Here is a 22,913-nt window from a genome sequence, read left to right as displayed (position 1 = left end):
CGGATTTGGCTACTGAATGAGAGAAAAGTTGTAAATGAGGCTTAGTAGTTGTGAATAGCTAAGAAAGAGAGTAGGTGAAGACGATTTTTAAAATCAGTAAGGATCAGTTTCTAACCGTATTAAAGATTTCGTTTCCGGTATTACTACTAGCATTGGCTGTTTTTGAAATACAGAATACGGTGCGTGGGATAGACATCGGTTCTTTTCGATATGAATTGGACCAAATACAGCTATGGGAAATCATATTCATCGTACTTATTTCTTTTTGTGCAATTATTCCCATGCTCTTTTACGATGTGATATTGTCGAAAGTTTTACATGTTAAAGTGAAAACGAGAAGCTTATTGAGGCATTCGTTCATTACTAACACGTTCTCAAATCTTATCGGTTTCGGCGGTCTCGTTGGGGTAATGCTGCGCAGTTATTTCTATTCAAAGTACAAAGTGGAAAAGGAAGGTGTTTTGAAAAGCATCGCTTCCGTAACACTCTTTTATTTAACTGGAATTTCCTTATTGGTGTGGATCGTGCCATTATTCTATTGGGATTTCCCGTTATTGCAAGACACGAAATGGCTTCTTATCGCCGTCATCCTATTAGGCCTGTATTCTCCAATCCTTATAGGCATTTTTATTATGCGTTACCGAAAAGCGAATTCAGATGCCATTCATGCAAAACAAGCAGTACAGCTAATTGTGATCTCAGTATGCGAATGGATTTCCGTCTTTTTAGTTATTTTATTTTTAACCGTCGTATTGGATATTCCAATCGGATTATCTGCGTTACTCCCTATTTTCCTGGTGGCCTCCAGTGCGGGCATAGTAAGTATGATTCCAGGGGGGATTGGATCATTCGATCTTGTATTTTTGTGGGGAACCCAAAGTATTGGAATCGCAGATGAAAAAGTGCTTTTTTTACTCATCCTATACCGGATAGGCTACTTCATACTTCCATTCTTAGTCTCGGCTTCACTGTTTGTGATGGAATACTGGAATCGGTGGAATCATTCATGGGATGACCTGCCAAAGGCTATTGTGCAAAAGCTTAGCCATATGTTGTTAACAGGATTGGTATTTCTTTCAGGAATTGTGCTTTTACTATCTGCCTCGGTGCCAGGGATATTAAGTCGTTTGAAAATCATGCAGGAAATCCTCTCCCTTCCGATCATGAACGTATCGCACCATTTGACCGTAGCAGCTGGTTTTACCCTTTTAGGGTTATGTAGGGGAATTCAATATAAGGTGAAAAGGACATATCAACTCACCATTATGGTCTTATGCAGTGCTGTCGTATTTTTGATTTTCAAAGGTTTTGATTACGAAGAAGCCTTCTTTTTACTTCTTGTAATGGGATTACTGATTGCATCCAAAAATCAGTTTTACCGTGAAAGTTATGTACTGACATGGGGAATTATCTTATTTGACGTGGCTGTGGTGGCCCTCATCACCTCAATGTATGTGTTCATCGGTTATTTGAACTTACCGACCTCGAAAATTCATATTCCGATTGAACTGAGGGACTACATCATTACTGATTCCCGTGACTTATTTTATAGTGCTATTATTGGCCTAGTAATAGCCGGTGTCATTCTATTTATAGGTTTTCTCATTCGGAAGCCGAAGCAAATGGAGATGCAGACTTCAGGTGAACAGGTAGAAAGGATTCATAGTCACCTAACTACCTATGGTGGAACTGAGTTCTCTCATTTGATTTTCCTGCATGACAAATATGTTTTTTGGAATAAAGAAGAGACTGTATTATTCTCTTATCAAATCTACGCAGATAAGATAGTTATCCTTGGCGACCCAGTTGGTAAAGAAACAGATTATTCCTCAGCGATCGAAGAATTATTGAAGACAGCTGATCTATATGGGTATACCCCAGTGTTCTATGAAGTTAATGCAGGAGTATTAGCTCTTTTACATGATCAGGGGTATGGATTTTTCAAACTGGGAGAGGAGGCATTTGTAAACTTAGAGACATTTACATTATCCGGGAAAAAAATGAAGGGATTTCGAGCAGTAAAAAATAAGTTCGAAAGAGAAAACCATATGGTTGAAATTCTCAGTCCGCCATTCTCTTCAGAGTTGTTGAAGGAATTAGAAGAGGTCTCGATAAGATGGTTACAAGGAAGAAGGGAAAAAGGATTTTCTCTAGGCTTTTTTGACGAAGCTTATTTGAACACTGCAAAAGTCGCTGTTTTAAGAAATGCGGATGGCATTATCGGTTTTGCTAGCTTAATGCCGATGTATGATAATGATGAACGAATTTCGATTGATCTTATGCGCTATAATCCTGATGCACCGTCGGGAACGATGGACTTCATTTTCCTATCGTGTATTCAATATCGGCATGTCCCCATTGTCTAATGTGGGGAAGTCGAGATATTCCTTTTTGAGTGAAAAGATTGCGGCGCAAATCTTTTTACATGGACAATATTTTTATCATTTCCAAGGACTGAAAAACTTTAAACAGAAATATGCAGATTCTTGGGAAGCGAAATATGTCGCTTACAGAAAGAAGTCTTCACTATCGTTTACGATTGCGCAAATAACTTTACTGATTGGACGCAGAGGAAAATAGGAAGCAGCCAAGCACTGTCGTCATGAAGTGCTTTTTTTGTGCGCAAAATGGGTGATTCTTTGGAATTTCTAGTATGTGTCACAATGGTACAGAAAGCTGTTCAACATACGTTTTTTAAATCATTTCCACAATTTTTTACTTGCCACGCCATCCCGCTAAGGGAGTACCCTGTCCAGTAGAAGGGTAGAATACTTGAATACTATGCGAAGGGGAGTTTTGCAGAATGGACAAAGTATTCGTATTGGGCGGAACGGGTTTGTTAGGGCTTGAAACGATTCATGAATTACTCACCAAAGGCTACAAAGTGTCTACAATTTCCCGTAACGAAGAACTCATGGATGAGGTATTACCCGAGTAAGTGAAGGATCGATATCTCGGAGATATCAATAAGATGACGGATGAACAAGTATTGAAGATGATGCAAGGAAAAGATGCGTTCATATATGCTGCTGGATTGGATGAGCGGACACTTCCTAAAGCGCCTGCGATGAAATTCTATTATGAAAACAATGTCTTGCCGACACAACGTCTTGCGCGTTTGGCAAGGAATGCGGGCATGAAGAAGTTCGTGATTTTCGGTTCGTACCATACGCAAACTGCAAGTATGTGGACCGATCTGGATTTGCAGGAGCAGCCGTATGTCAAAACGAGGTTGCTGCAGGAAGAAATCGCGTTCATGGAAGGGGAAGGGGCTATGGAGGTCATGTCGCTCCGACTGCCATACATATTTGGAACGATGCCGCAGAGGACGCCGCTTTGAAAAAGCTTCTTCCCGCGGGTTCAGGGGATGTCTGCAGTGAAAGTTCCTGCGGGCGGGACGGCAATGGTGACCACGAAGCAAGTGGCGCAAGCAGCAGTCGGTGCTTTGGAACATGGCAAGCATCGCGCTACCTATGCCATCTCAGGTATCAATATGAAATACAAAGAGTTCTACAAGATGATTGCAGAAAGTCTCGGACAAACGGATACGACTGTTGAAACAGCTTCCTTGGACCAATTGAAACCCTCTGCTGAAAAAATGGATGAAACGGTTGCGGCAAAAGGGAAAGAGCATGCGATCCATATGGGAAAACAGATTGAAATGCAGAATCGGGATGCTTTTATTGATCCAGAAGAAACGATGTCTGCTTTAAAGTATCAGGAAGAGGATGTACGTGCTGAAATTAGAAGGACGTTGGCTGTTTGTGCAAAAGAAGTGCAGTGACTTTGTTCATCAACCAATATGAGCTGCGGGGATTTTAGTGAAGTCCAGGAATAATACTAATGGGTTTTCCCATTTGTAAATTGAGGATTTCAATTGGTGCTGACTTAGAATACTCAAATCACAAATTGCAAAAGCCTGTGCCAGACCCGAAAGAAGGGGTCGGCACAGGCTTTTCACTTAAATGGATGCTTCGTATATCGAGTGAACCGCTTTTTCAAGAGCGCTGTTGAACTCTTCGTCTGTTTGGCTCGCACTCAAGTCTTGGCTGAGCGCTCTGGAGAAACTGGCGATCAATCCTTCATTCTCTTTCAGTTTCTCATTTGCGATCACTGTCGGGTATCCTCCTGAGAGCGCGACAACTCGTACCACTCTAGGGTGTTGGATAAGTTCCCTGTACAAGTTCGCCTCAGTAGGAATCGTAAGTTTCAACATGACATTCTCGTCATCCTTCAGCTGATCCAATTGGTTCAGGAGTTCATCTTTCAATAGTTGTTCACAAGCGGGTTTGTTTCCGCTGTTAATGTCCACTTCGGGTTCGATAATCGGAACAAGTCCAGCAGCGATAATTTGTTTGGCTACCTCGAATTGCTGATTGACAACCGCTTTGATGCCTTCTTCATTTGGTTCTTTAATGACGGAACGCATTTTTGTCCCGAAAATATGGCGTTCGTTTGCCCGTCTCAAAGTATCTTCCAAATCGGTGATCGGTTTCATGAGCTGGACTCCGTTTGCTTCTTCCGCGAGTCCTTTGTCAATCTTAAGGAACGGTGCGATCCCTTTCTTTTCCGCCAAATAATCAGCCGTGTACATTCCGTCGATTTCACGATCCATCGTTTGTTCGAACAGGATCGCACCCAATATGTGTTGTGCGTCAAATGCGGGTGATGTAATGATCCGTGTTCTCATATCATGCACTAATGTAAACATCTCGTCCTCGTTTGAATACGCTTCTTCGTTCACGCCGTATGCTGCGAGTGCTTTAGGGGTACTTCCGCCACTTTGGTCGAGCGCTGCGATGAACCCTTTTCCGTTTTTCACCTTATCCAATTGTTTTTCATTCATTCCACTCACTCCTTATCCATAGTGTGTAACTTCCTGAAAAAAATATAAAGATGGGACTGTCAAATCAGCCTTATTAATACTCACTCTATCATGAGTAGATCCGTTCACGCCAATAAACCAGACTAGGGCTGGTGCTAAAATGCCAACCCATCTCTCTCCATTCGGAACGCCTTCCAACGAACCGAACCTCATTAAAGGCATATATCGTTGAGATCCCCGAAATGGAGAGAGTGATTCTGAAGTTTCCTTTATCACAGTTGTATTCTTTAAATTCGGAATGAGTACCAATACCCAGTGATATGGTGGTATATTGGTAAGGGTTGGTAAAGTAAAGGAGTGGTCGTATGAATACTCATGAATTGTTTAAAATGATCAATCAATGCGTGGATGAATTGGACTTTATAACTGCCAGAAAGTACATGGAGGATAATCTTGATGTGGTAAAAGCACATAAACAGTATCTTCAGCGCAATGCGCAAGATCTGTTTGAGTTTGTCTTGAATTCGGATGGGAAGCGGTTGACCCAATCGGAGATAAAAATCATTCATGCCATTAATGATTATGCTGTTCACTTTAACATCCGGTCTTTTAAGTCCGTTGTAAAAGAACATGCAGGGTTAGTGAGCAGAGAAGATACACTCACCTATTTAAATCAGGACGCGAGGGCACTGTTGGAGAGTATGCATATCCTTCCTTCAAGCGATGACTTGTCATGATCCCCTCATCACCTCAAACACTTGCTTACAATAAGTACGCTGCATTGTATGAATCAAAAGTTCTTTTTGACCAACAGGAGGAGTTCACTTGTCTAACATGATTTCTGCCATTATTGAAGAACGCCGTTCAGTGAGAAAATACGATCCTGACTTTACCATTGAAAAAGAAGAGATTCTTGAAATGCTCGAGATAGCGGCACTTGCGCCTTCAACTAGCAATCTTCAACCCTGGGAGTTCTTGGTTTTCCTGGACGATGAAGAACGCAAAGAGTTAAGAAAGATCGCGTATAACCAGGAACAGATCGAAACTGCGTCTGCAGTCATTGCCGTTCTGGGAGATAAAGAATTTTACAGAAATATCGATCCAGTCTATGACAGTATGTCGGATGCGGGTTTTGTGGATGACGCAACTAAAGCAGTACTGGTTGGCAATGCTCACAAAGCATATCCACATGCATCGGAACAGTCCCGTATCAATATGGCGACGTTCGATTCTGGTCTCGCTGCCATGCAATTCATGCTCATTGCGAAAGAGCGGGGCTATGCAACAGGACCCATGGGCGGATTTGACAAAGTAAAGTTCGCGGAGCGCTTCCATCTAGAGGGACGGTATTTCCCAATTGTCCTTATTACGATTGGGAAAGAGAATGCGCCAGCGTATTCAACGACTCGTATTGCAATTGAGGAGAAATTGAAATTCATATGAGTTTTTGAAAAGTGCCAGGAATTCACGAAATCGGTGAGTACCTGGCATTTTTAACTAGCGTCTGTTTTCACTTTTTTTCAGGCACCAATATGGTCCGCTCCAAAGGGACTCCTGCCATTGCAACAGCGCGTTTGTGGACAACATAATACAGACCGTCAACCAAGTAACGACGTGAATGGAGCAATAGATGGCGATCTGACAGCTTAATAACTGAGCAAAATAGCAAGTAAAAAAGCGGCGGATATCTATTGGGATAGATATCCACCGCGCTTTTGCAATCGGAAGAGAAGTATTGAAATGATATATAGTTATCTGGAACAATTTATTAGTTGTAAAGCACAAGATAGCCGTACTCCGAGTTGAGGTCGTAGTACGGCTATCCATCGGGATTATTTCAACGAAGCTACTGCTTCTCTAACGCGTGTGTCGCCTGCAATCACTTGAAACTCTTTTCCGATTGTCGACGGATCTTCTAAGCAAGCAAGAAGAACTTGAGCGATGTCATCTCGCGGTACTTTGTTCGCTTCGACTTTCTCCGCCGCTTCGATTTTACCAGTTCCTTCATCGTTCGTTAACATACCCGGGTGGACAATCGTGTAGTCCAAGTCCGTTCTGCGCAGCCAATCGTCTGCATAATGTTTTGCCGCAACATAAGGGGCAAATGAGGAATCCGCTTCTTGAATCGCTTCACGCGACGTATCATAAGAGCTGATTAAGACAAAACGCTTCACGTTCGCCTGTTTCGCAGCTTCAATTGACTTCACTGCACCATCCAAATCGATCAGCATCGTTTTATCGGGACCTGTTTTCGGTCCGGATCCAGCTGCGAAAACAATCGCATCTACATCTTCAGCAGCTTCTGCAATTTTTTTCGTGTCATCTTCCAGATCCACTAAAACTGTCTCAGCTCCGAGTTCTTCGAAATAAGAAGCCTGTTCCTGTTTTCGAATCATCGCTTTGGCTTTCAACGAATCACTCTCTTGAATCAGCGTAACAAGCTGCTTACCGATTTGTCCATTTGCTCCAATAACTAGTACTTTCACAATATCCAACCTTTCTTGAGTTTCCTTATTAGGATTTCCCGCAGTCCAATGGAACGTCGGGAAAAATGGGATCTAATATATGAATACCCGGTTTATCTGAAAGGTAACATGGGTCGGAAATCACTAGCTCAAGCTAACTAATTCGTTTCCAGAATATCGAATGGTATAGTGGTCTCATTAAAGGTCTACTAAAGAAAAGGGGAGAACACACATGAAAATTGAAATTTGGTCGGATTTTGTATGCCCGTTTTGCTATATCGGAAAGCGCAAGTTGGAAGTCGCGTTGGATGAAATCAGAGGGAAAGACCGCATAGAAATCGAGTTTAAAAGTTTCCAACTAGACCCCGACTCCCCGAAGTACAGCGGACAGAACTTCTATGAGAGTATGGGAGCTAAGTTTGGCGGTGCCGAAAAAGCGAAACAAATGACGGCGTCTATCGCTGAACAAGCCAAAGAAGTGGGGCTGGAGTTCAATTTCGATACGATGAAACCGACAAATACGTTTGATGCACATCGGATGACGAAGTTTGCGAAAGTGCATGGCAAAGATGCTGTACTTGCAGAGAAGTTGTTGTATGCCAACTTCACAGCATCGAAAGACGTGGGCAACGAAGGGGTACTCGTTGAACTTGCGGTTGAAGCTGGTTTGCCCAAAGAAGAAGCACTTGCTGTTGCGAGGAACCCGGAAGCTTATGCAGACGAAGTACACGCGGACATCGAAGAAGCAAAACGGTTAGGGGTAACAGGAGTTCCATTCTTTGTATTCAATAGAAAGTATGCGATTTCAGGTGCACAGCCGCCAGAAGCATTTTTACAAGCGATCGAAAAAATCTTGGAAGAAGAACAGCCTGTATCCGCTTTTGAAAACCTTTCACCGGATAATAGAGCAGAGGCTACCTGTACGGATGGCAGCTGTGCGGTACCGACCGATAAGAATGCAGAGTAACTTTACAACGCGGCGTTTCGAGTGAACTGAACACATGAAAGACTCTGATGTGCCCGATGTTCGTTCTGCACATGGTATAGTGGAGCAAGAAATTATAAAAGTGAGAAGGCGAATAAATGATTGAAGTAAAAACATCAATAATAAGTGACGGCGAATTCAATAGAGGGGTATTTGCCACATGTGATATCGAAAAAGGTCAGTTGCTGCATGCAGCACCGATCATTTCTTATCCGAACGAACAGCACGAACATATTGAGAAAACAATTCTTGCGGATTATGCATTCGAATATGGAGTGAACCATTCCGCAATTTTGTTAGGATACGGCATGCTGTTCAATCATTCCTACGAACCGAATGCTTGGTATGATATCAACTTCGATGACCAGACGTTCGATTTCTATGCCCATAGAGCTATTAAAGCAGGCGAAGAAATCTTCATCAACTACAATGGTGAAGTGGACGACCAGGAGCAACTTTGGTTCAACCAAGATTATGCACCGACTGAAGATTAAGCACGGATAAAAAAGAAGACGAAAAGCCATTTACATAGTACGTGTAGATGGCTTTTTGTGTGGGGAAATTCCGAGGAATGGTGTCCTGTTGATTTCCAAATAGTGTATGATAAGCATATGGTGAATTAACTGAATTGAATTATATTTATTGAACGAACGGTTTATCATTGAAGAGAGGAGTGAACAAGATAATCCATTATGTTTCATTTAACTTATTGTCTGTACTTTCAACTATATTCGCATGGGGGATAATCGCTTACCTTGCCTATAGAATGTATAAGAAAAATCCGGAGCAACAGGTAGGATGGAAAGCTGTAATCATTTTAATAATCGGTTTGGTTTCGTTTTCAATCACGTGGACGGTGTCTAATACAGTCATTCAGATTGCAGTGTTACCGCTAGGTGTATGGATTTTATATTTCATTTTGAAAAGAAAAACCGGACGTTGGGAGAGGTATCGTAAATTTGCTTGGTTAGGGTTTGGATCTAATTATATCATCTTACTCAGCCTACTCCTCGGAAGTGCGATCGGTCATTCTTTTTATCCGACAGATCATGCGGCAACGTTTGTATCGGATGTAAAAGCAGCATCGATCCTCTCCATTCATCCGACTGGAAATGGAGAGGCTACCTTGAAAGTTGAGACATTGAAATCAGAACTTCATAAACTGCAATCATCAGAGATTTACGATGATGCTTGGTATGAGGATATGTTTTTGAACGAAAAAGCAGCATATGAACGATTTCCATACTTATTGAAGGATGCAAAACCGAAATGGGGAAGTGGCGTCCGTTCAACCAGTTTTGTAGAAAAGGATGGGAAGGGATTGCTCATTCAAACTCCGACTCAAACCCTTTACTTCCGTTCGACTCAATCATTTATTGAGGAGGATGAGGAGAATTGAGAAAGCGCCATAACTCATGGATATGGATTTCGTTAATAAGTGTCCTGTTTGCAGTCTTTTTATGGTGGAATTATTCTCCGCCAGCTGCATTTCCTGATAATCGTGAACTTCTCAAGGAGATGAACAGTTCGTTGGGGGAGTATGGAGCTCGGGACAAAGTTGACAGGATTCAAAAAGTCATTCACGCAGATAATCGTCACGTAGCAGTTCCTTTCGTTTCAGAAGATGGGGATTATGGGATGAGTTTTTGGATTTGGGGCAAGCGGAAATGGGAGATGACCAGTTTGGAATCGAGTGGGGAGCCAAGGATATGGATGATTGACTATGCTGATCCATCTTCTTATTTCTTGACTTGGAATATTAATCCTGAGAGTGCTGCGGAGGAATTGAATGCCTATATGATCCGTCGGAGAGATTATGGAATGGCAGACGGAAAACACTATTATTTCCCAAGAATTCAATTGTCCAATGAAATAACGTTAGCTAAAGAGTCGTTCGGTGCGATGCCGCTTCCTGCCACCTGGCAGGAAGTGCTGAATTCCTCAATACGATTAGAAGAAATAGGAACATACCAGTGGTTCAATAGTTATTCAACAGCCGCTATGCAATTTGAATTCGGATGGAATGTATTGGATGACAGAGGGAAATCGGTCTCACAAGAAGTACTCTTCAAGAGTTCTAACTATTCATACGGCTCGAGCGACTTTCAGATTATGATGATGATTGAAGAAAGTGAATTGGAATAATAACTTAAAACAGTCGTTTAGGAGGACAGGATGGATACAGAACAAATTTAAGCGATCTGTAAAAAGTATGATATACACCCTGTAGAAATAGATCATTTACGGACAAGTGAAAAAGTGTTAGCTAGAGTGAAATCGAATTCGAATTATTTGCTGAAAGGTGAACGTGCAGAGCTCTACTATTGGGAGGCTTGCTGTCAATATGCTCAACTTCTTCACGAAAATAAGATGCATGTCGCTCGGTATCTGAAAAATAGAGACGGTTGTTATGTAACTGAACAGGAAGGTTTCGTTTTCACTCTGGAACGAGTACTAACTGGGCAGGAACTGACCTGTATGACAGATGCGTTGTTTTATGAGTTGGGTAGTTTGTTAGGCGAACAGCATAATGTTTCATTGCAACTCAAATCGCCTTTCACTACAGCTACTTCATGGAGTTTGTTTGGGGGCAATGCGACTGAAAAACTTGGGGATTATGATGAAAACGAATTAAGTTTTTTCGAGTTTAGAGATTATTATCAAAGCCATCCTTTGTATGCAACGATCGAATCGCTATATCTTGGATATCGGAAAGTCTTGCAAAGAGCTTGGGCAGAACTGCCTCAAGGGGCTGTTCAAGGGGATTTTTGCTATTACAACATGGTGAAAGAAGAGAATGGGAAATTAGGCATTTTCGATTTCAATCTTGCGGGGAACGAAGTGTATTTGAACGAAGCCGTTGCAGTGGCTGTATACCATGCATGGCATGCGCCTTATGAAGGGAATTTAACCGAACAGGAACGATCTCTATTATTCCTTGCATCCTATACTGCCGAACGGCCATTCATAGAGAGTGAACGAGTGCTCCTGCCGATATTAAAATCAGTCATACGGGCGTTTCGCTTTGATCGAGTCGAAGCTGGAGTGTCTTTAGATGATGAACAAAAGAGAAATGAGTTTGTGCAAGAAACGCTTGATATATTAAGGGAAGCATAGATTGATGGGATATTTGGTCGTTTAGGGATGCAATTTTGCTGTTTTTCATACCTTTTCATACAATCTTTAATTATTTCCTTCTAGAATACGCGTGCAAGAAAAAAGGAGGAGTTCTTAGCCAAAGGGGGGATCGACTATTGAAACGCATATTAATCATGGGAGTCATATTGGGCTTACTAAGTTCAGGCTGTTCTGCAGTGAATGTAATTAGGGGCTGTCCGGACGGCATCATTGAATGGGCGGATGTTGTAAAGCTGAATGATGTTAAATATGCTGGGGGAATCGAAGGCATTTCAGAGGGGGCCGCTTTGGAGAAGGGCAGTAAAGTGGGCGAAGTGAACTATATGATGGCGGATCATGCGTGTTCGAACCATAAGATTCGAAACGGAGATGCTGCCTATTTGCCTGTAGGCACAGAAATCTATGAGGCAGCTGGGTATCGTCCGGACTTCAGAGTGATAGCAGAGGATCGGGTGTTCAAAGTAAGAGATAATGAGGCAGCCGACACTATCGGAGATTTGTATGATATTGAAGGGAAAGTGGAAGGTATTATCTTGGAGAGTGAGATAGACAATTCCTACTTGGCTGAGCTGAATGAAGAACAAACAAAGTCCTTCGTCGAAGATTATCTATCTTTGGAGTATAGAGGCTATGACAAGGTCAGTGATGAAATTGAAGGGAATAATCGTGTGTTTTTGAGAATTCATTTGCAAGATGGATCCTCTTTTTTGGAGAGTTATTGGCTTGATAGTAATATTCTCACAACAGGGGCTTACGGTACGGAGCGTATGAGCATGATAATTGAAAAAATCTTGGAAGAGTAGCGTAGCAATGTAGTGCTTATTCCCAGATACTAATTGAATAATAGATCGCTTTTCTTGTTCATCAATAACTAAGAAAATTCAGTAGCTGTGCATGCTAGAAGAAGAGTTTTTTGTACGGTAGCAGCTGCCGGACTGTACGTTGAGTATGTAAAACTAGAGAATATCGCGAAACAAAGGAAGTTTCAACTCACGGATGAAGAGTTGGATCTAATAGATATTGGAAAATATCTTAATAGAGAATTTTAACCAGTAGGGGAGGAGCAAGGGAATGGAACAACGTATGCAGTCTATCCGAGGAATGAAATTGAAAACAGTTCTAGTTGAGCAGATTGCGGCTTACCAAAAAGGAGATGGGTGGGAATATCTCTGCTCGGAACCCGTTCTGCTTTTTCAATCCAAATCAGATCCCAATCAAAAAACATATTGGATTCTCTCTTGGCGGGAAACAGAAGAAGGCGATGATGAATTGCTGATTGACGAGACCCATGATGCGGACTCACTCTCCCAATTTCAATGGGTTGAAGGATTTAGAAAGCCTGTAATCGTGAGCTCTTCGATTCGCCTGGAGAATGCATCTGTTCAAAGTATGGTTGTGTATGGCTACAAGGATGAAGAACAGGAATTTCTGACATCGATCGTGTTGGAATTGGAAGATGTGTATGTAACGTTTACGAGCGGACCGGTTTTCACTGTGACTGTGACGAAGACGTTTCTGGAAAACGTGGATGGGGAACTGTTTAGGGTAGGAGAATGAAAATTGGGTAACTGTTGGAGAGATTAAAGTGAGGCACGGCCAAGATTTATGAGCGGAATACGGAAGTTATGATCCCATTTACAGATTTATGAGCGGAAAGCGTGAGTTATGATCATATTTATAGATTTATGAGCCAAAAGCGTGAGTTATGATCACATTTATAGATTTATGAGCGGAATCCGAAATTTATGAACACACACATATGTCGTGATGAGCAAAAAGGCAGCAATTACACACATAACCCCATCGCCCCAAAGTTAGGAGTTTATCCAATGAAAGCAATCGCTCTATACGCATTTTGTCTGTTCTTCGCTGGCGCAGGAATCGGACACTTCCTGTTAGAACCATTTTTCATTCAGGCTATGCCGGAATGGGTGCCTTTCCGGAAGGCAATTGTCTACATTTCAGGTGTCGTGGAAATCTTGTTGGCACTTGGATTGTTCCTGAAGCCGACACGAGAACGAGCGGGCGTATTGATCGCCATCTTTTTAGTGCTCGTGTTCCCGGTCAACGTCTATATGGCACTGACGCCCGAGAATTTCGATTTACCTCCAGCGGCGTTGTGGCTTCGACTTCCATTACAAGTTGTGCTCATTTGGTGGGTACTAAAGGTGCGAAAATAATTCAAACACTCAATTGCGGACCTAGTTGAGTGTTTTTTATTTTTCAAAAATAATGTTAAGAATACTATACATAATGTTAAGTATAGTGTACATTAGAAGAAAGAGGTGTCGCAATGCTGAAGAATCGATTAAAGGAACTGCGTGCGCGTCACAGGTGCACGCAAATAGAATTGGCGAAGCAAGTCGGTGTCACGAGACAGACGATCGGGTTCATCGAAAAAGGGGAGTTTTCTCCTTCTGTAACACTCTCACTGAAATTAGCAAAGGCGCTTGACTGTGATATCAATGAAATCTTTTGGTTGGAAGGAGAAGAACAAAGTGAAGAATGATATGAGGTTTACGTATCCATTATGGCAGATGGCTGGTATTTTTATTATCATGGGGTTCGTCGTATTGATTGGGTATGCTTCAACGATGAACACTTTCCCACAAGGCGGATTTGAGTTTGAGATTAATCTTAATGAGAGCTCCAGTATTTTCTTAATGGGCATGCTTGTAAGTACACTTCTCTATTTAGGTTTATTCTGTGTGCAAATTGCAAAGCACAATAAAAGAATGCCTCGCCATAAAATTTCCATGATTACCTATAAGCCGCAAGAGTATTTGGAGGACGATGAACTTTTCCAAGATGTAACAAAACAAGCGACCAAAAAAGTGTACACTTATTTTGTATGGATGATGCCGTTGATGGCGGGTGTCTATATGATGTTTCCAATCGATCGAACATGGATGATTGTGGGCATTTTGCTCGTGGCAGCAGGGCAATACTGGATTTACTATCGAACGATCCAGAAGTTTGTAGCATCCGTGTAAGAATAATGAAGACATGAAAAAACGAGTATGCCGAAAACCGGATACTCGTCTTTTCATGTTCTCTAAAATTCCTGCTTCCACAACGGCGCAAACCATTTCACACCTCTGCGATTTACAGGCAGCACTTTCATATCTGCCACTAAATGACTGATGTAGCCCACCATTCCCGCTGCAAACATCCCGTCAATCGGCCATTCGATATCCAAATACTTTAAAATCATGGCGTAGAACAAAACGCCGAGTAAGGAATGCGTATAAGAACGGTGTGGTAAAAATGAAGCGAAAATAATATAACTGCCGGCTAGTAAAATGCCGAGGGATTGGTCCAACACAAATCCGAGCAACAGGACAAGAACTCCTGTGATCGTCAGCATCCGTCTTTGTGTAATGAGCCGGGAGACGATCAGAAGGGCGAGACCAATTCCGCCGTATATGTAAATATCTTGGCTCATCCCTTGAGTCATCACTTGATAAATGAGCGTGAGTAGAATTCCGATCCCCGCAGTTTCCATTAATACTTTACTTACTTTTTTCGACAAAGTAATGGAATTGCTTGCCAGCCCGTTTGTATCTAAATCTGGTACAACTCCAGACACACCGCCTATTCCTGCACAAATCGCAACAGTCATGACGTCTGGTTGAGTGATGTATCCAGCGATTGCACCCACCGCAATGCCGATACTTAAGTGTGAACTTCCTTTCATCTGAAACCCTCTTTAGCTGTAAGTTCTATAACGTGGGCACCGGCACTAAATAGTAGAACGTATATTCCATGTCGGATGCTTTCTAAGTATAAACGATTTCACCGAAGAATCGAGGAAAAACTTCTGGCGCTGGGCCAACTGCCAGCAAGTGAAGGGGATACGGTTATTTTGAAACCCGATTTTCTAACAGTGAAACTGTGTAGATTTTATCAATTATCGTTAGTTATTTATTGATAATCAATAAATTATAGTGTACTATAAAGTTCATAATAAACAAAGAGGTGTTTTCAATGAAACGTGAAACATTGTTTTTAAAGGTAACGCTCGTGATTATGGCACTGCCGATTCTGGCTCTCTGTATCTTTGTCGCACCACATATCGCAGAATTCTTTGCAGAACTTGCTCCAAAGTGGTCCTTTTTACGATATCCGTTTTTAGTAGGACTATATGCAGCAGCGCTCATCTATTTCGCGGCTCTATACCAGACGATGAAACTTTTAACTTATATCGACAGGAACACGGCATTTTCGGAGGCTTCCGTCAGTGTGTTGAAAAAGATTAAATTGTGTGGAGTCTCAATAGGGACGCTCTTTGTGTTCTTCATGCCGCTGCTTTTCTTGATGGGAGATGCAGATGATGCGCCAGGAATCATCGTTATCGGCTTAGGAATTATCTTCGGGTGCTTGGTGATTGCTGTTTTTGCGGCGGTTCTGCAGAAATTGCTTCAGAATGCAATCGACATAAAATCTGAAAACGACTTGACGGTCTGAGGTGAACGCTATGTCAATTATTATTAATATCGATGTCATGCTCGCGAAAAGAAAGATGAGTGTAACGGAGTTGTCCGAAAAAGTGGGGATTACGATGGCGAATCTGTCCATATTGAAAAATGGGAAGGCAAAAGCCATTCGATTTTCAACGCTCGAAGGGATTTGTAAGGCGCTCGAGTGTCAGCCGGGAGACATTTTGGAATACCGAAGTGAGCAGGATGGCTAATGGATGGAAAGAGGTCGCTCCTTCTGAAATCTTCCGTTTTAATCGCATTAAAAGATTCATGACACAACTGATTATTTTCGGCTGGGAGCAAGCGTTGTCATGCTTGTTTCCAGTCGTCATTTTCGGCTCATTGGCGTTGACGCAAGTCCTTCCTTTGCCATGGCTGCCGAGGTATGATTGGTTGCTCCTCGTATTCTTATTCATGCAATGGTGGATGGTTCGGTCAGGTCTTGAAACGAAAGATGAACTTAAAGTGATTACTCTGTTTCATCTGATTGGACTGGCACTTGAAATCTTCAAGGTGAATATGGGGTCTTGGTCATACCCTGAAGAAGGATATATGAAAATTTTCGGGGTGCCTCTTTATAGCGGGTTCATGTATGCCAGTGTTGCGAGTTATCTATGCCAGGCATGGAGACGGCTCGATGTCCGACTTATAAAGTGGCCGCCGTTCTCAGTGGTCGTTCCTCTTGCGGCCGCCATCTATTTGAACTTTTTCATCCATCATTTCTGGATCGATATTCGGTGGTGGCTATCGGGACTAGTAGTCGTTGTCTTTTGGCGTTCGTGGGTGACTTACGAAGTGAACGGAAGCCGTTACAGGATGCCAATCGCACTTTCTTTTATACTCATTGGTTTTTTCATATGGGTTGCAGAAAATATCGCAACGTTTTTCGGGGCTTGGCAATATCCGAATCAGATGGACACATGGAGTCTGGTGCATCTAGGGAAAGTGAGTTCCTGGTTATTACTTGTAATTGTTAGTTTTCTCATAGTCGCAACGCTGAAACAAGTGAAACAGAAACTTCCTGTTTCCAAGATTAAGTGAAGCCAAAAAGAGGCATCGACGCTGCTGAACTCGTCGATGCCTTTTTACTGCTTATTTGTCCGAATCATTTTTAGGGATCAACCGTTCAGGTCCCATATAGAATACAGCAACGATCGAAATGGCTACTGGAATGAGTGCCCAGAAAAATGTTGTCGAGATCGACTCGGACATGGCGTTGGTAATCACCTCGAGAATATTTGGTGGAATTGTTTTTCGTGTTTCCGGAAGAAATACGTTTTGGATATTTCCAAACGATTCTATGCCACCTGCGCCATCACCAGGCAGTTTTGCGAAACCGGAAGTGAGTCCGCTTGTTAATAGTTTTGTTTGAATTGCACCAAAAATCGTAATTCCAAGTGCTAGGCCGAACGAACGAAAAAATGAGTTCGTTGAGTTGGCTGAGCCACGGTACCTGAAATCCATCTTGTGGACGGAAGCTGCAGGCAGTAAGGAAAAGGAAAAACCGACACCGAATCCGACGAATATCATATAGATCGATAACATCGTCCGTGACGTTTCTGGAGTGATTGTACTCATCAGGATCATTCCGATTGAATAGGCGATGACAGAAATGACCATGATTTTACGATACGACGTTTTCGTTTGCAGGATCCCGCCGAGTGCACTGCCTACCACCGTACCAAGAAGCATCGGCATCAGGACGATTCCCGCATTCGTAGCCGATCCGCCATATACGGCTTGGACAAAAATCGGGATGAAAATCGTCAAGCAAATGAACGTAGCGCCGTAGAGGAACGCGAGTATTTGTGATGAGGCAAACAGCCGGTTTTTGAACATCCAGAACGAAATGATCGGCTCTTTTGCACGTGTTTCCGCCCAGATGAAGACGATGAAAAAGATTACAAAAATGCTGAACAAGGAAATGCTTTGCCATGAAGACCAAGCAAATTCTTTTCCACCGAATTCGAGGCCGAACATAAGACTGACCACAGCTAGAACAAGCGATATGGCCCCAAGCCAGTCGATTGCCTGCTTGACAGGTTTCGCAGCCTCTTTATAAAAACGGGCAATGAGGAATAAGGACACTAATCCAATTGGTATATTGACGTAGAACACCCAGTGCCAACTGATGGACTCTGTGATCCAAGCACCGAGCAATGGACCGATGACACTGGACGCACCGAATACTGCCCCTAATAGACCGGTCATTTTTCCGCGTTTTTCAGGAGGGAACACATCGAAGACGATTGTAAAGGCTATCGGTAAAAGTGCACCGCCGCCAATCCCTTGAATCGCCCGGAAAACGGCTAGTTGCGGAACGGATTGTGCCACTCCACAAAGAGCAGAACCTACCATGAAAACAATAATTCCGAACATGAAAAAGCGTTTGCGTCCAAACATATCAGAGAGTTTACCGAAAATCGGCATCCCCGCAAGAACTGCGACTGCGTATGCGGAAGTAATCCAGACATAACTGTCGACGCCGCCGAGATCCCCTAAAATTGAACCTAATGCAGTTGCGACAATTGTGTTATCCATCGCTGACATTAAAATACCGAGAAGGATACCAGCGAGTACAAGTTTTAGCGTTCTTTTTTCTTCCATTCCCATTCCTCCTAACTATCACGTACCCGCAAACATTTCTGTTTATGAACTTTCCTATAGTACCATTATTCTAGTGGATTGGCATCTTGGATGTAGTGAAGTTTGAAACGGAAATTATCAAAGCGTAAGCGTTTGGAATCAGGCAATTTATATCCGTACACATACAATGTACAATTATTCATAAATACACGAAGACAAGCGCATACTACTGATATTCATATAGGGTTGGGAGAGGTAGTTATGCAAACCATTGAAAAGGGATTGTCCATTTTTGCTTTAGGCGGTATCAATGAAATAGGCAAAAATATGTATGTCGTGCAATATGAAAAAGACATTTTCGTCATTGATTGTGGTTCAAAATTTCCTGATGAAAGTTTGCTTGGAATCGACTTGATCATCCAAGATATTTCATATTTGCAGGAGAACAAAGACAACGTCAGGGCTTTGATCATCACTCATGGTCACGAAGATCATATCGGAGGCATTCCTTACTTTTTAAAACAGTTGAATCTTCCTGTATATGCAACAGATCTGACGCTCGGTTTAATTGAAATCAAACTAAAAGAACATGGTTTGCTGCGAGCGACTGAAATGCATCTCATTGACGATGCCTCCAACTTATCGTTTGGTTCAGTGAACATTACGTTTTTTAGAACCAACCACAGCATACCTGATTGCGTAGGAGTTGTATTCGATACACCCATCGGCAGAGTCGTCCACACGGGGGATTTCAAATTTGACCTGACTCCTGTGAACAACGAGCCGCCTGACATTCATAAGATGGCTAAAATCGGGGAAGCTGGTGTATTAGTATTGCTATCGGAGAGTACGAATGCTGAACGCCCCGGGTTTAATCCTTCTGAAATGGCGGTCGGAAGCCATATCGAGGATGCATTCCGGAAAGCGCACCAGAAAGTTTTCATCTCCACATTCGCATCGAACGTTCACCGCGTTCAGCAAGTAGTGGACGCAGCGGAAAAAACGGGACGTAACTTAGTCCTGCTCGGCAGAAGTATGTTGAACGTTGTGAAAGTAGCTTCTGAACTTGGCCATTTAGAGATTCCGGATGGCATGATCATCGAGCCTTATCAGATGAAACGAATGGATCCCCGCAATGTCGCTATTCTTTGCACAGGCAGTCAAGGGGAACCCCTTGCAGCATTGGCCCGTCTGGCTAGCTCAAACTCCCGTCATGCAGAAGTGCATCCTGGGGATACGGTCATTTTAGCGTCGTCACCAATTCCAGGAAATGAAACGAATGTCTCCCGCATTATTGATCAGTTATTTATGCTGAAAGCGAATGTTATCTATGGCTCGGAAGAGGGGATGCATGTATCCGGACATGCTCGTCAGGAAGAACTGAAACTGATGCTGACTCTCATGAAACCGAAATACTTCATCCCCATCCATGGCGAATACCGAATGCTTTATAAGCACAGGCAATTGGCCGAGTCTGTCGGGGTGGAACGTGAAAACATATTCATCGTCAAAAATGGGGATGTAGTGGATTTCGATGGTGAATCTGCCAGACAGACACGCAAAGTGAAGGCGGGAAGAGTGTTTGTCGATGGGTTAGGAGTCGGTGATGTAGGGAATGTGGTGCTCCGCGATCGAAGACTGCTTTCGGAAGAAGGGATGCTTGTAATTCTAGTCACGGTCAGTAAAGAAACGGGACGCCTGTTGTCTGAGCCGGATACCATTTCGAGAGGTTTCGTGTACAAACCGGATGCTAAAGAATTGATCGACGAAGTGAATGATACAGTCCGTCTGGCTGTAGACAATTTCAAAGGCAGTCCAGGCAGTGATGGAACAGTTATGAGACAGCAAATTAAAAAGTCCGTAGAAACGCTTTTGTTCGAACGGACGAAGAGAAGGCCGATGATTTTGGTGTACGTTATCGAAATCTAGGTAAAGGAAAAGCAATAGGTGTCAGGGAGGAAGAGTCGGATGGATACTCGTCGGCTCTTCTTTTATAGCACTACCTAAATCACTCTATACATAAAACAACTATTCTTTGGGCATGCTAATTTAAAAGACATTGCCGAATGAGGGGATAGATATGCGGATTGAGCGGTCGACAGAGTGGAAAGAAGGATTATTGGAACGTCTCGAGAATCGCAAAGATTGGGATAATTGGACACTCTATCAGATGTGTTATGACATGGAAAGAGCGAAACTGATTCCCGAATTCCACGGTCTTCAATCTCCAAAACATTTGCCTAATCTGACGCCGTACGCGCATCAGTTAGAAGCAGCGGAGACGGTGATTGAGCGGATGAATGGAAAAGCCATTTTAGCTGATGAAGTAGGACTTGGAAAAACAATCGAAGCAGGACTCGTGTTAAAAGAATATCTCATCAGAGGACTCGTGAAAAAAGCGCTTATATTAGCACCCGCTTCTTTAACAAATCAATGGATTGCAGAGCTGAATCAGAAGTTTCATATCCCTGCGATCGCTTACAATAAAAAATACAATCTGGATCACTGTCCGATTGTTGTGACGAGTATCGACATGGCGAAGCGGAGCCCCCATAAAGAGATGATTGTTCAACAAGAATACGATTTGGTCATTATCGATGAAGCCCATAAGCTGAAGAATCCTAAGACGAAAAACTATGAGTTCGTTCAGCAATTGAAGAAGAAGTTTTGCCTGTTGTTAACTGCCACGCCGATACAAAATGATGTGTTCGAACTGTTTAACTTGATTTCATTATTGAAGCCGGGTCACTTAGGAAACTTGGAAACCTTTCAGAGTGTGTTTTCCGCAAGCAAGCACCATGTCGAAGAAGATGAGTTTTTGAAGGAACTGATTCAGCAAGTGATGGTGCGGAATATCCGGCACGAAACAGGGATTGAATGGACAAATCGACTCGTACAAATAATGCCGCTAGACTTTACGGAACAAGAACGAGCTGTCTATACGCTGATTTCGAAGTTACCTGTTTCCGATTCGTTTACGCTGCTCACCCTTCAGCGCGAAATGTGCAGCAGTCAGCTGGCTGCGGTGTTGACGTTAGAGAAATTACATCAAACAACCATCCAGCCTGAAGTTCGATTTCAAATAGAAGAGATTTTGTTGAAACTGACGGAGCTGGATATCCATTCAAAGGCGAAAAAAGCTGTAGATCTTATTCAAAAAGCTGATGATAAAGTCATCATTTTTACAGAATATCGAGCGACACAAGCTTATTTACAAGCGGTTTTACACGCAAAAGGGATTTCGTCCGTACTGTTCAACGGGAAATTCAGCAAAAACAAACGAGAGTGGATGAAACAGTTATTCCAAGGCAATGCCCAAGTGCTGATTGCTACCGAATCGGGAAGTGAAGGGATTAACCTTCAATTTTGCCATCATGTCATAAATTACGACTTGCCTTGGAATCCGATGAAGCTGGAACAACGGATCGGCCGTGTCCACAGACTAGGACAGACAGAGGACGTACACATCTACAATTTAGCAATCCAACAGACAGTAGAAGACAAAATGGTGGAATTGCTCGAGCGGAAGATTGGTGTCTTTGAAAAAGTGGTCGGAGAATTGGATCATATCTTAACGGACGGCAAGCGGTCGATTTCTTAAATCGTTCAGTGAAAGGAGGGTGTCTATGCGCCAGCAAGAAATCCATCGGTACATCCAACGGTTTTTCCATGAAAACAACTGTATCGTGCTGGACGAAAGTTCCGATCATTTGACGGTTCAGCTGACGATTGACATGGATAAACGCATTATGAATCGTCCGTTTTACTGGAGCTATGTAGAAAGTGGCGGTGTAGAGCCTAATCCGGCTAAGTTGACGATGATCACGAATCCTACCCAGTTTTCAACGTCTTTGGCAGGAGAGCGGATCCACTTCGGTTCTCCCCGGCTTCATCAGCTGTTTCAAGTGACGAAAGAACAAGGAGCCTTTGTTCAATTGTATGAAAAGCCGGGTCTGAATCAGACAAGTCAAAGTACATTGACCCCATGGCTCGGCGTGAATTATAAAATTACGTATTCAAGTGATCGCACGAAAGAGATGTTGTATTCGTTAGGCATGAACCTGATGAATGGCGCAGTAATCGATGGGTTTCAAGAGTCTGTGCGGAAACTGAAATTGGGAGCTTCCGTAGCTGCGAATACGTACTATTTGCCGTATAACATACCTCCTATGCGAGCTTTGGATCGTCTGGAGGATGTGATGGGGAATGTCGTGAATCAGGATGATCATACATGGGTTGAAGAGGCGAAACAACGGCAAGTGAGAGATTTGCGTGTGTTGGATTACTTCTACAATGGCGTAGAGAATGTGCCTGAAAGTTACGCATTGGAGAAAAAAGCGATTGAGGAACAATATGAAACAACTATTAAAATTGAGATCATTAATGGCGGAATATTCTATTTGAAGACAGCCCTCCTGTAAAGCCTTCAGATA

25 protein-coding genes and 1 pseudogene are annotated in these 22,913 nt (G+C 42.7%); 22 read left to right on the top strand and 4 right to left on the bottom strand.

The annotated features are described in order from the left end of the window. Nucleotides 1–74: 74 nt before the first annotated feature. The 4 genes and pseudogenes from mprF to ABE021_RS01710 all read left to right on the top strand — a co-directional run bounded on the left by mprF (nucleotide 75) and on the right by ABE021_RS01710 (nucleotide 3,784). Nucleotides 75–2,580: pseudogene (mprF, locus tag ABE021_RS01725) on the top strand (bifunctional lysylphosphatidylglycerol flippase/synthetase MprF). 223 nt (nucleotides 2,581–2,803) lie between these two features. Beyond that, a complete protein-coding gene (locus tag ABE021_RS01720; RefSeq protein WP_430286438.1) occupies nucleotides 2,804–2,938 on the top strand; it encodes an NAD-dependent epimerase/dehydratase family protein in 135 nt (44 codons plus the stop codon). Between the two features lie 33 nt (nucleotides 2,939–2,971). Further along, nucleotides 2,972–3,340: a hypothetical protein gene (locus ABE021_RS01715; RefSeq protein ID WP_430286437.1), complete on the top strand. Its 369-nt coding sequence runs from the start codon at nucleotides 2,972–2,974 to the stop codon at nucleotides 3,338–3,340. Nucleotides 3,341–3,376: 36 nt separating this feature from the next. Beyond that, nucleotides 3,377–3,784 (top strand): hypothetical protein, encoded by a 408-nt coding sequence (locus ABE021_RS01710; RefSeq protein ID WP_430286436.1) that lies wholly within the window; start codon nucleotides 3,377–3,379, stop codon nucleotides 3,782–3,784. A gap of 177 nt (nucleotides 3,785–3,961) precedes the next feature. Here the strand turns inward: ABE021_RS01710 and ABE021_RS01705 are convergent, their stop codons facing one another. Next, nucleotides 3,962–4,846 (bottom strand): fructose bisphosphate aldolase, encoded by an 885-nt coding sequence (locus tag ABE021_RS01705; protein ID WP_430286435.1) that lies wholly within the window; start codon nucleotides 4,844–4,846, stop codon nucleotides 3,962–3,964. A gap of 344 nt (nucleotides 4,847–5,190) precedes the next feature. Here ABE021_RS01705 and ABE021_RS01700 point away from each other — a divergent pair, with 344 nt between their 5' ends. Beyond that, on the top strand, nucleotides 5,191–5,562 hold the full coding sequence (locus tag ABE021_RS01700; RefSeq protein ID WP_430286434.1) for a hypothetical protein: 372 nt from the start codon (nucleotides 5,191–5,193) through the stop codon (nucleotides 5,560–5,562). Nucleotides 5,563–5,659: 97 nt separating this feature from the next. After that, nucleotides 5,660–6,268 carry a nitroreductase family protein gene (locus ABE021_RS01695; protein ID WP_430286465.1) on the top strand — a complete coding sequence of 203 codons (609 nt, stop codon included), beginning with the start codon at nucleotides 5,660–5,662 and terminating at the stop codon, nucleotides 6,266–6,268. Nucleotides 6,269–6,657: 389 nt separating this feature from the next. On the opposite strand, the gene ABE021_RS01690 is transcribed toward ABE021_RS01695, so the two are convergent. Further along, nucleotides 6,658–7,311: an SDR family oxidoreductase gene (locus tag ABE021_RS01690; protein ID WP_430286433.1), complete on the bottom strand. Its 654-nt coding sequence runs from the start codon at nucleotides 7,309–7,311 to the stop codon at nucleotides 6,658–6,660. A 211-nt stretch (nucleotides 7,312–7,522) separates the two neighbouring features. Between ABE021_RS01690 and ABE021_RS01685 the strand changes: the two genes are divergently transcribed. The 10 genes from ABE021_RS01685 to ABE021_RS01640 all read left to right on the top strand — a co-directional run bounded on the left by ABE021_RS01685 (nucleotide 7,523) and on the right by ABE021_RS01640 (nucleotide 14,406). Continuing rightward, nucleotides 7,523–8,257 carry a DsbA family oxidoreductase gene (locus tag ABE021_RS01685; protein ID WP_430286432.1) on the top strand — a complete coding sequence of 245 codons (735 nt, stop codon included), beginning with the start codon at nucleotides 7,523–7,525 and terminating at the stop codon, nucleotides 8,255–8,257. A 116-nt stretch (nucleotides 8,258–8,373) separates the two neighbouring features. Beyond that, nucleotides 8,374–8,769, top strand: a complete 396-nt coding sequence (locus ABE021_RS01680) for an SET domain-containing protein (RefSeq protein ID WP_430286431.1) — start codon at nucleotides 8,374–8,376, stop codon at nucleotides 8,767–8,769. Nucleotides 8,770–8,948: 179 nt separating this feature from the next. Beyond that, nucleotides 8,949–9,674: a hypothetical protein gene (locus ABE021_RS01675; protein WP_430286430.1), complete on the top strand. Its 726-nt coding sequence runs from the start codon at nucleotides 8,949–8,951 to the stop codon at nucleotides 9,672–9,674. Continuing rightward, nucleotides 9,671–10,420 (top strand): hypothetical protein, encoded by a 750-nt coding sequence (locus ABE021_RS01670; protein ID WP_430286429.1) that lies wholly within the window; start codon nucleotides 9,671–9,673, stop codon nucleotides 10,418–10,420. The genes ABE021_RS01675 and ABE021_RS01670 overlap by 4 nt, the downstream gene beginning before the upstream one ends. 126 nt (nucleotides 10,421–10,546) lie before the next feature. Further along, the gene (locus ABE021_RS01665; RefSeq protein WP_430286428.1) at nucleotides 10,547–11,392 is read left to right on the top strand and encodes a phosphotransferase enzyme family protein; all 846 of its coding nucleotides are present in this window, start codon (nucleotides 10,547–10,549) and stop codon (nucleotides 11,390–11,392) included. Between the two features lie 137 nt (nucleotides 11,393–11,529). Continuing rightward, a complete protein-coding gene (locus tag ABE021_RS01660; protein ID WP_430286427.1) occupies nucleotides 11,530–12,216 on the top strand; it encodes a hypothetical protein in 687 nt (228 codons plus the stop codon). 268 nt (nucleotides 12,217–12,484) lie between these two features. Further along, the gene (locus ABE021_RS01655) at nucleotides 12,485–12,970 is read left to right on the top strand and encodes a hypothetical protein (protein WP_430286426.1); all 486 of its coding nucleotides are present in this window, start codon (nucleotides 12,485–12,487) and stop codon (nucleotides 12,968–12,970) included. Between the two features lie 272 nt (nucleotides 12,971–13,242). Next, a complete protein-coding gene (locus ABE021_RS01650) occupies nucleotides 13,243–13,593 on the top strand; it encodes a DoxX family protein (protein ID WP_430286425.1) in 351 nt (116 codons plus the stop codon). A gap of 113 nt (nucleotides 13,594–13,706) precedes the next feature. Next, a complete protein-coding gene (locus ABE021_RS01645) occupies nucleotides 13,707–13,922 on the top strand; it encodes a helix-turn-helix transcriptional regulator (RefSeq protein ID WP_430286424.1) in 216 nt (71 codons plus the stop codon). Continuing rightward, nucleotides 13,912–14,406: a hypothetical protein gene (locus ABE021_RS01640; RefSeq protein WP_430286423.1), complete on the top strand. Its 495-nt coding sequence runs from the start codon at nucleotides 13,912–13,914 to the stop codon at nucleotides 14,404–14,406. Before ABE021_RS01645 ends, ABE021_RS01640 begins: the two co-directional genes overlap by 11 nt. A 62-nt stretch (nucleotides 14,407–14,468) precedes the next feature. Here ABE021_RS01640 and ABE021_RS01635 read toward each other — a convergent pair whose 3' ends face one another. Next, on the bottom strand, nucleotides 14,469–15,110 hold the full coding sequence (locus ABE021_RS01635) for a metal-dependent hydrolase (protein ID WP_430286422.1): 642 nt from the start codon (nucleotides 15,108–15,110) through the stop codon (nucleotides 14,469–14,471). A 290-nt stretch (nucleotides 15,111–15,400) separates the two neighbouring features. On the opposite strand from ABE021_RS01635, the gene ABE021_RS01630 reads away from it, so the two are divergent. From ABE021_RS01630 to ABE021_RS01620, 3 genes are read left to right on the top strand one after another with little or no spacing between them, the layout of a single operon-like run. Further along, nucleotides 15,401–15,880: a DUF2975 domain-containing protein gene (locus ABE021_RS01630; RefSeq protein WP_430286421.1), complete on the top strand. Its 480-nt coding sequence runs from the start codon at nucleotides 15,401–15,403 to the stop codon at nucleotides 15,878–15,880. Nucleotides 15,881–15,890: 10 nt separating this feature from the next. After that, a complete protein-coding gene (locus tag ABE021_RS01625) occupies nucleotides 15,891–16,106 on the top strand; it encodes a helix-turn-helix domain-containing protein (protein ID WP_430286420.1) in 216 nt (71 codons plus the stop codon). Nucleotides 16,107–16,164: 58 nt separating this feature from the next. Further along, nucleotides 16,165–16,935: a DUF817 domain-containing protein gene (locus tag ABE021_RS01620; protein ID WP_430286464.1), complete on the top strand. Its 771-nt coding sequence runs from the start codon at nucleotides 16,165–16,167 to the stop codon at nucleotides 16,933–16,935. A gap of 51 nt (nucleotides 16,936–16,986) precedes the next feature. Here the strand turns inward: ABE021_RS01620 and ABE021_RS01615 are convergent, their stop codons facing one another. Further along, nucleotides 16,987–18,501, bottom strand: coding sequence for an MDR family MFS transporter (locus tag ABE021_RS01615; protein ID WP_430286419.1), 1,515 nt, complete (start codon nucleotides 18,499–18,501; stop codon nucleotides 16,987–16,989). A gap of 240 nt (nucleotides 18,502–18,741) precedes the next feature. Here ABE021_RS01615 and ABE021_RS01610 point away from each other — a divergent pair, with 240 nt between their 5' ends. From ABE021_RS01610 to ABE021_RS01600, 3 genes are all read left to right on the top strand, one after another. Next, nucleotides 18,742–20,409, top strand: a complete 1,668-nt coding sequence (locus ABE021_RS01610; RefSeq protein WP_430286418.1) for a ribonuclease J — start codon at nucleotides 18,742–18,744, stop codon at nucleotides 20,407–20,409. Between the two features lie 151 nt (nucleotides 20,410–20,560). Then, nucleotides 20,561–22,081 carry a DEAD/DEAH box helicase gene (locus ABE021_RS01605; RefSeq protein ID WP_430286417.1) on the top strand — a complete coding sequence of 507 codons (1,521 nt, stop codon included), beginning with the start codon at nucleotides 20,561–20,563 and terminating at the stop codon, nucleotides 22,079–22,081. Nucleotides 22,082–22,106: 25 nt separating this feature from the next. Beyond that, nucleotides 22,107–22,901, top strand: a complete 795-nt coding sequence (locus tag ABE021_RS01600; protein WP_430286416.1) for a YqhG family protein — start codon at nucleotides 22,107–22,109, stop codon at nucleotides 22,899–22,901. Nucleotides 22,902–22,913 lie beyond the last annotated feature (12 nt).

Source organism: Sporosarcina gallistercoris (assembly GCF_050459885.1).
Lineage (GTDB): Bacteria > Bacillota > Bacilli > Bacillales_A > Planococcaceae > Sporosarcina > Sporosarcina gallistercoris_A.
The sequence above is the reverse complement of the archived record's forward strand: the minus strand, read 5'-3'. Positions and strand labels throughout refer to the sequence as shown.